This is a genomic window from Arthrobacter sp. Leaf234, from assembly GCF_001422665.1.
Lineage (GTDB): Bacteria > Actinomycetota > Actinomycetes > Actinomycetales > Micrococcaceae > Arthrobacter_D.
The window spans coordinates 41,449-55,284 of the sequence record NZ_LMLU01000007.1 but is presented as its reverse complement, the minus strand read 5'-3'; the positions used below and the strand labels follow the sequence as shown (position 1 = coordinate 55,284).

Below are 13,836 nucleotides of genomic sequence, written 5' to 3'. Positions count from 1 at the left end.
GGGCGCGTACGTCCCCACCGGTTCCTCCCGACCGCCCCATCAATGGCAGAATGGAACCTGACCCGTTCGAAGGAGATTCACCATGGCATCCGAGACCCGCGCCTCCGCGACCCGCAACACCCCCGCGAACCACGCCCGGATGGGTGACGAGACGATCGGTCACGGCAACAGCCCCGCGGCATGGACCTGCGTGCTCATCATGCTGGCCGGTGCCGCTGTGGCCTCCTTCGCCTACATCCTGGCGAGCACGGAGGGCAACCACGACTTCGGCACCCTCCTCTTCTGGATCGGGATCGCGGTGATGTTCGTCGGCCTCCTCGTCGGATTCGTCCTCCGGAAGATCGGCTACGGCGTCGGCGGCTCCAAGCTCAAGAACAACGGCCACTAGATGACGGTCCTCGACGACATCATCGGGGGCGTCCGCGAGGACCTCGCGGAGCGTCGGCGTGCCGTTCCCCTCGAGGACGTCCGGAGGGCGGCGACGTCCGCTCCCGCGCCGATCGACGCCTTCGCGGCGCTCGGCTCGGGTGCGGGAGGAGACCTCGCGGTCATCGCCGAGGTGAAGCGCAGCAGCCCCTCCAAGGGCGCCCTGGCGGACATCGCCGATCCGGCGTCCCTTGCCGCGTCCTACGAGCGTGGCGGCGCCGCCGTCATCTCCGTGCTCACCGAGGAGCGGCGCTTCGGGGGTTCGCTGGCCGATCTCGACGCCGTCCGAGCAGCAGTCCAGGTGCCTGTGCTCCGCAAGGACTTCACGGTGGACGCCTACCAGATCTGGGAGGCGCGGGCCCACGGCGCCGACGTCGTGCTCCTGATCGTCGCGGCACTCACCGACGCCGAGCTCGCCGGCTTCCTCGCCCTCACCCACGAACTCGGCATGAGCGCGATCGTCGAGACCCACACCGAGGACGAGGTACGGCGCGCCGTCGCGGCGGGGGCACCGATCATCGGTGTCAACGTCCGCAATCTGAAGACGCTCGAGATCGACCGCGGCGTCTTCGCCGGATTGGCCCACCTGGTCCCGGCGGGGACCGTCGTCATCGCCGAGTCGGGAGTCCGTGATGCCGCCGACGTCGAGGAGTACGCGGGCCACGGCGCGCACGCGGTCCTCGTCGGCGAGGCACTCGTCCGGCACGACGATCCGGCCGCGACGATCGCGGATTTCCGCCGGACGGGCCGTACCGCCTGGCGGGAGCCGGGCATGGCCGCGCGCGCCTGAACGCGTCGACGGGCCGGCGCCCGCAGCTCCCACCAGGGAGCGGTCCAGCCGGACCATCCATACCGGGCACGCGCCCGCCAAGCACCGGCCACCGGTCGGCACCAGCACCACCGAGCAGCACACGGGACGGATCACCGGACCCGCCGGCGCCCGCGACGCATCCCCGTCCGGGCGAGGACCAACAGGACAGGATTGCTGAAGTCATGACTGATATGCACCAGGACACGGGCCTGACCGGCACGGACGCCGGAGCAGCGGACGCCATCGACGCCGGGACGGCCGAGGCCTTCCTCAGCCACGACCAGAGCCTCCGCCACGCCCCCGGTCCGTACTTCGGCGCCTACGGCGGCCGCTGGATGCCCGAATCGCTCATCGCGGCGCTCGACGAGCTGCAGGACACCTTCGACAAGGCGAAGGCGGATCCCGAGTTCACGGCCCAGGTCGCGGAGCTCAACAGGAACTACGCCGGCCGCCCCTCGCTGCTCACCGAGGCCGCGCGCTTCGCCGAGCACTGCGGGGGCGTCCGGGTCTTCCTCAAGCGGGAGGACCTCAACCACACCGGGTCCCACAAGATCAACAACGTGCTCGGCCAGGCGCTGATCGCCAAGCGCATGGGCAAGACCCGTGTCATCGCCGAGACCGGCGCCGGCCAGCACGGCGTCGCCAGCGCGACGGCGGCAGCCCTCCTCGGTCTCGAGTGCGTCGTGTACATGGGCGCGGAGGACACGCGTCGGCAGGCGCTGAATGTCGCCCGCATGCAGCTGCTCGGCGCGACGGTGGTCCCCGTGACCAACGGGTCGCAGACCCTCAAGGACGCCATCAACGACGCCCTGCGTGACTGGGTCGCCAACGTCGAGACCACGCACTACCTCCTCGGCACCGCCGCGGGAGCGCACCCCTTCCCGTCGATGGTCCGCTACTTCCACGAGGTCATCGGCGACGAGGCGCGCGAGCAGATCCTCGAGCAGACCGGACGCCTGCCCGACGCCGTGACGGCCTGCGTGGGCGGCGGGTCCAACGCGATCGGCATGTTCCACGGCTTCCTCGACGACCGCGAGGTCGCGCTGTACGGCTTCGAGGCCGGGGGCGACGGCGTGGAGACCGGCCGCCACGCCGCGACGATCACGCTCGGCCGACCGGGTGTGCTGCACGGCGCCCGGTCCTACCTGATGCAGGACGAGGACGGCCAGACCATGGAGTCACACTCCATCTCGGCGGGCCTCGACTACCCCGGGGTCGGCCCCGAGCACGCCTACCTCGCGGACATCGGGCGCGCGCACTACGAGCCCATCACCGACGCCGAGGCCATGGAGGCCTTCAAGCTCCTCAGCCAGACCGAGGGCATCATCCCCGCCATCGAGACCGCACACGCACTCGCCGGGACCATGAAGCTCGGCCGGCGCCTCGCCGCCGACCTCGCCCCGGGGGAGCAGCCCTCGGACAGGATCATCGTCGTGAACCTCTCGGGCCGTGGGGACAAGGACGTGGCGACCGCCGCGGGCTACTTCGACCTGCTGCCGGACGACAGCGTGGAGCAGGAGATCGCAGAGGAGGGTGAGCAGCTGTGACGACACACGTCCCTGACCAGCAGCAACCGGAGCCCGGCGCAGCCGGCGCACCCGCCTCAAAGGCGGCTGCCGCCATCGAGAAGGCCCGCAGCGAGGGTCGCGCAGCCCTCATCGGCTACCTGCCCGCGGGGTTCCCCGATGTCAGGACCACCATCGAGGCCGGGATCGCCATGGCGGAGAACGGCGTGGACCTCATCGAGATCGGCATCCCGTACTCCGACCCCGTCATGGACGGGGTGGTGATCCAGGAGGCGACGGTCGAGGCCCTCGCGAACGGCTTCACCGTGCCGCAGATCTTCGACGTCGTGGAAGGCATCACCCGGAAGACGGATGCCGCGGTGCTCGTGATGACGTACTGGAACCCCGTGATGCGGATGGGTGTCCGCGACTTCGCGGAGCGCCTCGCCGCCGCCGGCGGAGCCGGGCTCATCACCCCCGACCTCATCCCCGACGAGGCAGCGGAATGGCTGCAGGTCTCCGAGGAGCTCGGCCTCGACCGGGTGTTCCTCGTCGCGCCCTCCACCTCCCCGCAGCGCATGCAGAACACCGTCGACGCCAGCCGCGGCTTCGTGTACGCGGTCTCCGTCATGGGTGTGACGGGTGCCAGGACCTCCGTCGGTGCGGCGGCCCAGGCCGTCGTCGACGCCGCGCACGACGCCGGCGCCGAGCGCGTCTGCGTGGGACTCGGCGTCTCCTCCTCCGCCCAGGTGCGCGAGATCGGCGCCTACGCGGACGGCGTGATCGTCGGGACGGCCCTCGTGGCGGCCCTCAGGGACGGTGGTGTGCAGGCGGTCGCGGACCTCACACGCGAGCTCAGCACGGGTGCCGCCAAGGTGTCCGCCGGAGGGTCGGCATGACCGGGATCGCCGTCGCGGCGTCCATCCCGAGCCCGCCGTCCGAATGGGCGAGCTTCGCCCTCGGGCCGGTCACCATCCACGCCTACGCGCTCTGCATCCTCGCGGGCATCATCCTCGCGCTCATCCTCACGCAGAAGCGCTTCGTCGCCTTCGGCGGGAACGCCGACGCCGTGTGGGACATCGCCATCTGGGCCATCCCCTTCGGCATCATCGGCGGACGGCTCTACCACGTGGTGTCGTCGCCGGACGCGTACTTCGGACCCGAAGGGGATCTCGCCCGGATCCCGCAGATCTGGCTGGGCGGCCTCGGGATCTGGGGGGCCATCGCCCTCGGTGCCGTCGGGGCCTGGATCGGGGCGCGGCGGGCCGGGGTCAGGCTCTCCGCCTTCGCCGATGCAGCGGCGCCGGGCGTGCTCCTCGCGCAAGCCGTGGGGCGTCTCGGGAACTGGTTCAACCAGGAGCTCTTCGGCGCGCCCACCACGCTGCCCTGGGGTTTGGAGATCGATGCCGACAACGCCAACTTCCCGCTCGACCAGGAACCCGGGACGCTGTTCCACCCGACCTTCCTCTACGAACTCCTGTGGAACCTCGCCGGAGTCGCCATCCTCCTGCTGCTCGCGCGGAAGCTGAACCTCCGTGGCGGACGCATGTTCTGGCTCTACGCCGCCTACTACACGCTCGGGCGCGTCTGGATCGAGGCCCTGCGCATCGACGACGCCGAGATGGTGACGCTCTTCGGGGTCACGCAGCGCCTGAACGTCTGGACGAGTATCGCCGTGTTCGTCGTCGCGCTGGCCGTCCTCGTGTATCTCGCCGTGAAGCGCCGGCCGGCCGAGGCGCCGTCGGTGTATGTGCCGGGCCGGGAACCGAAGGACGCCGTCGGGGCGGACGTCGACTCCACGGGTGCCACGGATACGGGCGCCAAGGACACCACGGCCACCGACGGCACCGCTGCCGCGGATGCCGCAGGTGCCGAGCCTCCCACCGATCGTGACGACGCCGGACGGTCCGTGAGTAACGCTTCAGCCACAGGTGGCCACGCCTCGGATGGAGCGGCGGACGCGCGGAACGAGCGTGGTAATCTGTCCGAAACAAACGGCTCCTGAGGATCGATCCACGCTCCGAGGACCCCGCGAGAGCGGAGCCGCGGGACTGGGTCCCCGACAGCAGTCCCCGGGCCACCGCCCCTCAAGGACGCAACACCACACAGTTGTGGACCACAGGTGCGACGGCCGGATCACCTTCCGAGCCTGCACCGGTACCGCCCTGACCAGCGCAGGATGACCACAGTGATCGCCCGCCAACAGCGCCGGGCGGCGCAGGGCCGGGCGGTGCACGCGAGATCGACAGACGGTGCCCGTTCCCCTCGGATCGGTGCCCGCGGGGCCAAGGCTGTCCCCTCCCGACGCTCCATCATGGGGGAAGGATCCTTTCTATGACTGCTTTGACGCCACACCCTCTGCAGGCGGACCCGGGCACGGACACGTCCTCGACGGACGCCGCCGAGTCCCCTTTCACGCGGTTCGCCTCGCTGCCCGAGGCCACGGGCCTGTACGACCCGCAGAACGAGAAGGACGCATGCGGTCTCGCCGTCATCGCCACCCTGCGCGGTGAACCCGGCCACGACATCGTCGATGCCGCCCTGACGGCGCTCCGCAACCTCGAGCACCGCGGCGCGGTCGGGGCGGACGAGGGCACCGGAGACGGCGCGGGCCTCCTCACCCAGATCCCCGACGAGTTCTTCCGCGCCGTCGCGGGCTTCGACCTGCCCCCTGCCGGCGGCTACGTGGTCGGGACCGCGTTCCTGCCTGCCGAGGCGAAGGAGGAGGAGACCGCCCGCGCGGGACTGGAGTCCATCGCCGAGTCCGAAGGCCTGGAGGTCCTCGGCTGGCGCGTGGTGCCCGTCGTCGCCGACCTCGTCGGAGCCATGGCGCGCGCCTGCATGCCGCACTTCGTCCAGCTGTTCCTGGCTCCGGCCGACGGTGACGCCTCGGACCTCGACGGACGCGCGTTCCGCCTGCGGAAGCGGGCGCAGAACAAGTACGGCGTGTACTTCCCGTCGCTGTCGTCGAAGACCATCGTCTACAAGGGCATGCTGACCACGGCCCAGCTGGAACCGTTCTACCCGGACCTGTCGGACGAGCGGTTCAAGACGCGCCTCGGGATCGTCCACTCGCGCTTCTCCACCAACACCTTCCCGTCCTGGCCGCTCGCGCAGCCCTTCCGGACCATCGCCCACAACGGCGAGATCAACACCGTCAAGGGCAACCGGAACTGGATGCGGGCCCGCCAGTCGCAGCTGTCCAACCCGCTGCTCGGGGACTCGCCCGAGGAGTTGTACCCCATCTGCACGCCCGGCGCGTCGGACTCGGCGTCCTTCGACGAGGTGGCCGAGCTCCTCACGCTCTCCGGCCGGCCGATCACGCACTCGATCATGATGATGATCCCGGAGGCGTGGGAGAACCACGCCACCATGGATCCCGCCCGCCGCGCGTTCTACCAGTACCACTCCATGCTCATGGAGCCGTGGGACGGACCAGCCGCCGTGTCCTTCACGGACGGTCGGCTCGTCGGCGCCGTGCTGGACCGCAACGGCCTCCGCCCCGCCCGGTACTGGGTCACCGAGGACGGCCTCGTCATCCTCGCCTCCGAGGTGGGCGTGCTCGACGTCGAGCCGTCCCGCGTGGTCCGCAAGGGCCGTGTCTCACCCGGCAAGATGTTCCTCGTCGACACCGAGGCGGGCCGGCTGATCGAGGACCAGGAGATCAAGGCCGAGGTCGCCGCGGCGAACCCGTGGGGGGAGTGGGTCCGGGAGAACCTGATCCAGCTCGAGGACCTGCCCGAGCGCGAGCACGTGGTGCACACCAAGGCCTCCATCAACCGCCGCCAGCGGACCTTCGGCTACACGCAGGAGGAGCTGCGCATCCTCCTCGGCCCGATGGCGAAGAACGGTGCGGAACCGCTCGGCGCCATGGGCTCGGACACGCCGATCGCCGTCCTGTCCAAGCGTCCGCGCCTGCTGTTCGACTACTTCGTGCAGTCCTTCGCGCAGGTGACCAACCCGCCGCTGGACTCCATCCGCGAGGAACTCGTGACCTCCATGGGTGTCACGATCGGACCCGACGGCAACCTGCTCTCCACCGGCCAGGTCCGGTCCAAGCAGATCGCCCTGAAGTTCCCGGTCATCACCAACGACGAGCTGGCGAAGATCGCCAACCTCGAGACCGACGACGGCGATCGGCTGACCGTGCGCGTGCGCGGCCTGTACCGGCACGACGGCGGGGAGGCGGCCCTCCGGGCGCGCCTCGCCGAGATCTGCGAGCAGGTCTCCAGCGCCCTGAACCGCGGCGTCGAGTACGTGGTGCTCTCCGACCGGGATTCGAACGGTCAGTGGGCGCCCATCCCGTCGCTGCTCCTGACGAGCGCCGTGCACCACCACCTCCTCAAGAGCGCCAACCGCACCAAGACGTCCCTCGTGGTCGAGGCGGGCGATGTCCGCGAGGTCCACCACGTCGCGGTGCTGATCGGGTACGGGGCGTCCGCCGTGAACCCCTACCTCGCGATGGAGAGCTGCGAGGAGCTGGTCCGCAACGGCGACATCACGGGCGTGAGCGCCGAGGCCGCCGTCGCGCACCTCATCAAGGGCCTCGGCAAGGGCGTCCTGAAGATCATGTCCAAGATGGGTATCTCCACGGTCAGCTCCTACTGCGGCGCGCAGACCTTCGAGGCGCTCGGACTCTCGCAGGAGCTCGTGGACGAGTACTTCCACGGCACCCAGACGCAGCTCGGTGGCGTGGGCCTCGACGTCATCGCCGCGGAGACCGCTGCCCGGCATGACACGGCGTACCCGCAGGACGGCATCGAGGACCCGCACCGCGGCCTCGACAACGGCGGCGAATACCAGTGGCGCCGCGAGGGCCCGCCGCACCTGTTCAACCCGGAGACGGTCTTCCGGCTGCAGCACGCGACGCGTGAGCGCCGCTACGACATCTTCAAGGCCTACACGCAGGGCGTCGACGACCAGTCGCGCGAGCTCATGACGCTCCGCGGCCTGCTGAGGCTGCGCGACGACGCCCGGCCGCCCCTCCCGCTCGACGAGGTGGAGCCGGTCTCGGAGATCGTGAAGCGCTTCTCCACAGGGGCGATGAGCTACGGCTCCATCTCGCAGGAGGCGCACGAGACCCTCGCCATCGCGATGAACCGCCTGGGCGGGAAATCGAACACGGGCGAGGGCGGCGAGGACGTCGAGCGCCTGCTCGACCCCGAGCGGCGGTCCGCCATCAAGCAGGTGGCCTCGGGCCGGTTCGGCGTCACGAGCCTGTACCTGACCAACGCCGACGACATCCAGATCAAGATGGCGCAGGGAGCCAAGCCCGGTGAGGGCGGCCAGCTCATGAGCCAGAAGGTCTACCCGTGGATCGCCCGCACACGGCACTCCACGCCCGGCGTCGCGCTGATCTCGCCGCCGCCGCACCACGACATCTACTCGATCGAGGACCTCGCACAGCTCATCTACGACCTCAAGCGCTCCAACCCGAGCGCGCGGGTCCACGTCAAGCTGGTGTCCGAGGTGGGCATCGGCACGGTGGCCGCGGGCGTCACGAAGGCCAAGGCCGACGTCGTCCTGGTGTCGGGGCACGACGGCGGGACGGGCGCGAGCCCGCTCAACTCCCTGAAGCACGCGGGCATCCCGTGGGAGCTCGGCCTCGCCGAGACGCAGCAGACCCTCATGCTCAACGGCCTGCGCGACCGCGTGGTGGTCCAGGTCGACGGACAGCTCAAGACCGGGCGCGACGTCGTCATCGCCGCCCTGCTGGGCGGCGAGGAGTTCGGTTTCGCGACCGCCCCCCTCGTGGTCTCGGGCTGCATCATGATGCGCGTCTGCCATCTCGACACCTGCCCCGTGGGGGTGGCGACGCAGAACCCCGAGCTCCGCAGCCGCTTCACCGGCAAGCCGGAGTTCGTGGTCAACTTCTTCGAGTTCATCGCCGAGGAGGTCCGAGAGATCCTGGCGGAGCTCGGCTTCCGGACCCTCGAGGAGGCCATCGGCCACAGCGAGCTGCTCGACGCCCGCAAGGCGATCGAGCACTGGAAGGCCGACGGGCTGGACCTGGACCCGATCCTGCGCGGCAACGAGTTCGACTCCGGCGAGCCGATGCGCAACATGCTGAAGCAGAACCACGACCTGGACCAGCACTTCGACAACAAGCTCATCGAGATGAGCGCCGACGCGCTGCAGCACCGTTCGCCGGTCCGCATCTCACTGGATGTCGTCAATACCGACCGCTCCGTCGGGACGATGCTCGGTCACGAGGTCACGCGCACCTTCGGCCTCGACGTCCTGGCGCCGGACACCATCGACGTCACCCTGACCGGGCAGGCCGGACAGTCCCTCGGGGCCTTCCTGCCGGCCGGTATCACCCTGCGCCTGCTCGGCGACTCGAACGACTACGTGGGCAAGGGGCTCTCCGGCGGCCGGATCATCGTGCGTCCGGACCGTACCAACGTGTTCCGGGCCGACCACAACGTGATCGCCGGCAACGTCATCGGCTACGGCGCGACGAGCGGCGAGATGTTCCTGCGCGGGCAGGTGGGGGAGCGGTTCCTCGTCCGCAACTCCGGCGCGACGGCGGTGGCCGAGGGAATCGGCGACCACGGCTGCGAGTACATGACGGGAGGGCAGGCCCTCATCCTCGGACGCACGGGCCGCAACTTCGGCGCGGGCATGTCCGGGGGGACGGCGTTCGTCCTGGACCTGGACCGTGCGCGCGTCAACAAGCAGAGCCTCGAGAACGGGGAGCTCCTGCTCGTCGACCTCGACGCCGAGGACATCGAGATCGTCCGGCGGCTGCTGATCCAGCACGTCGAGGAGACCGAGTCCACCCTCGCGGAGAGCCTGCTCGGGTCCTTCGAGGACACCATCGCCCGTCTCACCAAGGTCCTGCCGCGCGACTACGCCGCGGTGCTGGACGCCCGTGCCACCGCCGTCGACCAGGGGCTCGACCCCGACGGCGAAGAGGCGTGGACCAAGATCCTGGAGGTAACCGGTGGCTGACCCACGCGGATTCATGAAGGTGCGCGAGCGCCAGACCCAGCCCCGACGCCCGGTCCCCGTGCGCATCATGGACTGGAAGGAAGTGTACGAGGCCCAGGAGAAGGGCGTCCTGAAGGCGCAGGCCGGCCGCTGCATGGACTGCGGCATCCCGTTCTGTCACCAGGGCTGCCCGCTGGGCAACCTCATCCCGGAGTGGAACGACCTCACGTTCCGGGAGAAGGGCCGGGAGGCGATCGACCGGCTGCACGCGACGAACAACTTCCCGGAGTTCACGGGCCGGCTCTGCCCTGCGCCGTGCGAATCCTCGTGCGTGCTCGGCATCAACCAGCCTCCCGTGACCATCAAGCAGGTCGAGGTGTCCATTGCGGACCAGGCCTTCGGTGAGGGCTGGGTGGAGCCGCACCCGCCGGAGCGCCTGACGGGCCGGACGGTCGCCGTCGTCGGATCCGGACCGGCGGGCCTCGCCGTGGCCCAGCAGCTCACGCGCACCGGGCACACGGTCGCCGTCTACGAGCGGGACGACCGCATCGGCGGGCTCCTCCGCTACGGGATCCCCGACTTCAAGATGGAGAAGATCCATGTGGAGCGACGGGTCGACCAGATGAAGGCCGAGGGGACGCGCTTCCGGACCGGTGTCGACGTCGGCAAGGACATCAGCTGGGGACAGCTGAAGCGCCGCTACGACGCCGTCGTGGTCGCCACCGGAGCCACGGTCCCGCGCGACCTGCCGATCCCGGGCCGTGAGCTCGAGGGCGTGCACTTCGCCATGGACTACTTGGTCCCGGCGAACCGCGTCGTGGCCGGCGACGCCGTCGAGGACCAGATCCACGCCGAGGGAAAGCACGTCGTCATCCTCGGCGGCGGCGATACGGGCGCCGACTGCCTCGGTACCGCTCACCGCCAGAAGGCCGCGTCCGTGACCACGCTCGCCATCGGCCAGCAGCCGCCCGCCGAGCGACGGCCGGACCAGCCCTGGCCCACGTTCCCGACGCTCTTCGACATCGCCAGTGCGCACGAGGAGGGCGGCGAGCGGCGCTACCTCGCGTCCACCGTGGAGTTCGTCGGCGACAACGGCGTGCTGCGCGGCATCAAGGTCGCGGAGACCGAGTTCGTGGACGGGCGGCGTGTCCCGAAGGCCGGCTCCGAACGGGAGATCCCGGCGGACCTCGTCCTGCTCTCGCTCGGTTTCACGGGCGCCGAACCCGCCGGCATCACCGAGCAGGTCGAGGCCGCCTTCGACGACCACGGCAACCTCGCGCGGGACGGCTACTACATGACGAACACCGCGGGTGTCTTCTCGGTCGGCGACGCCGGCCGAGGCCAGTCGCTGATCGTCTGGGCGATCGCGGAGGGCCGCGCGTGCGCTGCCGCCGTGGACAAGTACCTCATGGGGTCGACGAAGCTGCCCGCGCCCGTAGCACCGTCAGATCGCTCCATCGCCGTTCTCTGACCGGCCCCCACACCATCCCCACGACCCCAACACGACTAGGCTAGGTTTATGAGACGCGCAAAAATCGTTGCAACATTCGGGCCCGCAATCGCCAGCTATGAGAACACGCTCGCCGTGCTCGAGGCGGGCGTGGACGTCGCCCGGATGAACATGAGCCACGGTGACTACACCGTGCACAGCAGCACCTACGAGAATGTGCGGCGTGCCTCGGCGGAGCTGGGCAAGCCCGTCGGCATCTTCGCCGACCTACAGGGCCCGAAGATCCGCCTCGGCCGGTTCGTCGACGGACCCCACGCCCTCGCCCCGGGGGACATCTTCACGATCACCACCGAGGACATCGAGGGGACGCAGGAGATCTGCTCCACCACCTTCAAGGGACTGCCCCACGACGTCAACGTCGGTGACATGCTCCTCATCGACGACGGCAAGGTATCGCTCCGCGCGACCGCCGTCGACGACGTGAAGGTCACCACCGAGGTCGTCGTCGGCGGGATGGTGTCCAACAACAAGGGCATCAACCTGCCCGGTGTCGCCGTCAACGTCCCCGCACTGAGCGACAAGGACGAGGAGGACCTCCGCTGGGCCATCCAGATCGGCGTCGACATGGTCGCGCTGTCCTTCGTCCGCGATGCCGGTGACGTCCGGCGCGTGCACGAGATCATGGACGAGGAGGGACGCCGGGTCCCCGTCATCGCGAAGATCGAGAAGCCCCAGGCCGTCGACGCCCTCGAGGAGATCATCGACGCCTTCGACGCCATCATGGTTGCTCGTGGGGACCTCGGCGTCGAGCTCCCGCTGCAGGACGTGCCGATCGTGCAGAAGCGGGCGATCGAGCTCGCCCGCCGCTGGGCCAAGCCGGTCATCGTCGCGACCCAGGTCCTCGAGTCGATGATCGACAACCCGCGGCCCACGCGCGCCGAGGCCTCGGACTGCGCCAATGCCGTCCTCGACGGTGCGGACGCCGTCATGCTCTCCGGTGAGACGAGCGTCGGCAAGTACCCGATGGAGACGGTGAAGATCATGAACGACATCATCGAGTCCACCGAGCGCCACGGGCTCGAGCGCGTCCCGCCGCTGGGCAGCAAGCCGAAGACCCGCGGTGGCGCCATCACGCGCGCGGCCGTCGAGATCTCCGACCAGCTCGACGCGAAGTACATCTGCACCTTCACGCAGTCCGGCGACTCGGCGCGCCGCCTGTCCCGCCTGCGCCCGAAGAAGCCGGTCTTCGCCTTCACGCCGGTGCAGTCCACGCTGAACACCATGTCGCTCATCTGGGGCATCCAGCCCAAGCTCGTCGAGTTCGTCGAGCACACGGACCAGATGACGTCGCAGGTGGACCGCGTCCTGTTCGAGCAGGGCCTCGTCGAGGTCGACGACCTCGTGGTCATCGCCGCCGGTTCCCCTCCCGGGCAGGCAGGATCGACCAACTCGATCAAGGTGCACCGCGTCGGCGACATCACGGACGCCGGCCAGCTCCCCGACGACCACACCTCCTTCATCAAGGAGGACGTCGGCCCCTGGCCCGTCAGGAAGAAGTAGCGATCACGCGCTGACCACGAAGACCCCCACCCGATCGGGTGGGGGTCTTCGTGTAGTCGCTACGACCGGGGGGTGGGACTGCGAGAAGTCCCCGCGGAGTCAGTTGACCTGGTTGATGATCGTCTCCGCGACCTCGCGCATGCTGAGGCGGCGGTCCATGGAGGTCTTCTGGATCCAGCGGAAGGCCTCTGGCTCGGTGAGGCCCATCTTGGTGGTGAGCAGGCTCTTGGCGCGCTCCACGAGCTTGCGGGTTGCGAACTGCTCCTGGAGGTCGGACACCTCGGCCTCGAGGGCCTTGATCTCCTCGTGGCGTGACATCGCGATCTCGATGGCGGGGATCAGGTCCGCGGGAGTGAACGGCTTGACGACGTAGGCCATGGCACCGGCATCGCGGGCGCGCTCGATGAGTTCCTTCTGGCTGAAGGCCGTGAGGAGGACCACGGGGGCGATGCGCGCCTTGACGATCTGCTCCGCCGCGGTGATGCCGTCCATGACGGGCATCTTGACGTCCATGAGGACGAGATCGGGCCTGTGCTCCTGGGCCAGGGCGACCGCCTTCTCGCCGTTGTCGGCCTCCGCTACGACCTCGTAGCCCTCGCCGCGGAGGATCTCGATGATGTCGAGCCGGATCAGCGTCTCGTCCTCGGCCACGATGACCCGGCGAGCGGGTCCGGCGGGCGTGGTTTCGGTGGATTCAGACACTGTTGCTCCTTGATGATGACGGCGTTCCGGCGGATCGCGGATGGCATGCTCCCGATCCGGGATCCAGCCTATCGGCATGTAGAGTGGTTTCGCGCACCGGCGGAGGACGGAAGTCGGCCTTCTTCCTCACAGCCGTGGCGGGCACGGCCCGAATGGCGGAATTGGCAGACGCGCTGCACTCAAAATGCAGTATCGAGAGGTGTGTGGGTTCGAGTCCCACTTCGGGCACCTAAAACGCCTAGTCAGAGGCGGGTAGCGCTGCATGGTGTGGACAGAAGTTGAAATAGCGTGGACAGCGGTCCACGATTGCGGACATGGCGAGCATCAAGGTCCGGCAGCGTAAGAACGGCACGAGCTCCTTCACTGTCTGCTGGAGGGACCCCAAAACGCGGCGTGAGCAGGGCGTAACCTTGGATACAAGAGGCGAAGCTGAGACGCCAAAGCGGCTA

Annotated in this window: 9 protein-coding genes and 1 tRNA gene; 9 read left to right on the top strand and 1 reads right to left on the bottom strand. The window is 69.3% G+C overall.

From position 1 onward, the window contains the following. Positions 1-139 precede the first annotated feature (139 nt). From ASF21_RS12500 to pyk, 8 genes are all read left to right on the top strand, one after another. Complete coding sequence (locus tag ASF21_RS12500; RefSeq protein WP_082471566.1) at positions 140-388, top strand: HGxxPAAW family protein; 249 nt, start codon at positions 140-142, stop codon at positions 386-388. Beyond that, positions 389-1,216: an indole-3-glycerol phosphate synthase TrpC gene (gene trpC, locus ASF21_RS12495; RefSeq protein ID WP_055771741.1), complete on the top strand. Its 828-nt coding sequence runs from the start codon at positions 389-391 to the stop codon at positions 1,214-1,216. 212 nt (positions 1,217-1,428) lie between these two features. Then, complete coding sequence (gene trpB / locus ASF21_RS12490) at positions 1,429-2,784, top strand: tryptophan synthase subunit beta (protein WP_055771737.1); 1,356 nt, start codon at positions 1,429-1,431, stop codon at positions 2,782-2,784. Continuing rightward, entirely contained in the window at positions 2,781-3,641 is an 861-nt protein-coding gene (trpA, locus tag ASF21_RS12485; RefSeq protein ID WP_055771734.1) for a tryptophan synthase subunit alpha, read from the top strand. The genes trpB and trpA overlap by 4 nt, the downstream gene beginning before the upstream one ends. Next, positions 3,638-4,747: a prolipoprotein diacylglyceryl transferase gene (lgt, locus tag ASF21_RS12480; protein ID WP_055771731.1), complete on the top strand. Its 1,110-nt coding sequence runs from the start codon at positions 3,638-3,640 to the stop codon at positions 4,745-4,747. Before trpA ends, lgt begins: the two co-directional genes overlap by 4 nt. Before the next feature lie 329 nt (positions 4,748-5,076). Beyond that, positions 5,077-9,696, top strand: a complete 4,620-nt coding sequence (gltB, locus tag ASF21_RS12475; protein ID WP_055771728.1) for a glutamate synthase large subunit — start codon at positions 5,077-5,079, stop codon at positions 9,694-9,696. Beyond that, positions 9,689-11,146 (top strand): glutamate synthase subunit beta, encoded by a 1,458-nt coding sequence (locus ASF21_RS12470; protein WP_055771726.1) that lies wholly within the window; start codon positions 9,689-9,691, stop codon positions 11,144-11,146. The genes gltB and ASF21_RS12470 overlap by 8 nt, the downstream gene beginning before the upstream one ends. Positions 11,147-11,194: 48 nt before the next feature. Then, a complete protein-coding gene (gene pyk / locus ASF21_RS12465) occupies positions 11,195-12,685 on the top strand; it encodes a pyruvate kinase (RefSeq protein WP_055771722.1) in 1,491 nt (496 codons plus the stop codon). A 99-nt stretch (positions 12,686-12,784) separates the two neighbouring features. On the opposite strand, the gene ASF21_RS12460 is transcribed toward pyk, so the two are convergent. Continuing rightward, positions 12,785-13,387 carry an ANTAR domain-containing response regulator gene (locus ASF21_RS12460; RefSeq protein WP_055771718.1) on the bottom strand — a complete coding sequence of 201 codons (603 nt, stop codon included), beginning with the start codon at positions 13,385-13,387 and terminating at the stop codon, positions 12,785-12,787. Between the two features lie 146 nt (positions 13,388-13,533). On the opposite strand from ASF21_RS12460, the gene ASF21_RS12455 reads away from it, so the two are divergent. Beyond that, positions 13,534-13,615: transfer RNA gene (locus ASF21_RS12455), tRNA-Leu, on the top strand. The last annotated feature ends 221 nt before the right edge of the window (positions 13,616-13,836 follow it).

Bases quoted from the DNA above. Each gene is read 5' to 3' on its own strand.
- ASF21_RS12500 (WP_082471566.1), top strand. From the start codon at position 140: ATGGGTGACGAGACGATCGGTCACGGCAACAGCCCCGCGGCATGGACC.
- trpC (WP_055771741.1), top strand. From the start codon at position 389: ATGACGGTCCTCGACGACATCATCGGGGGCGTCCGCGAGGACCTCGCG.
- trpB (WP_055771737.1), top strand. From the start codon at position 1,429: ATGCACCAGGACACGGGCCTGACCGGCACGGACGCCGGAGCAGCGGAC.
- lgt (WP_055771731.1), top strand. From the start codon at position 3,638: ATGACCGGGATCGCCGTCGCGGCGTCCATCCCGAGCCCGCCGTCCGAA.
- gltB (WP_055771728.1), top strand. From the start codon at position 5,077: ATGACTGCTTTGACGCCACACCCTCTGCAGGCGGACCCGGGCACGGAC.
- pyk (WP_055771722.1), top strand. From the start codon at position 11,195: ATGAGACGCGCAAAAATCGTTGCAACATTCGGGCCCGCAATCGCCAGC.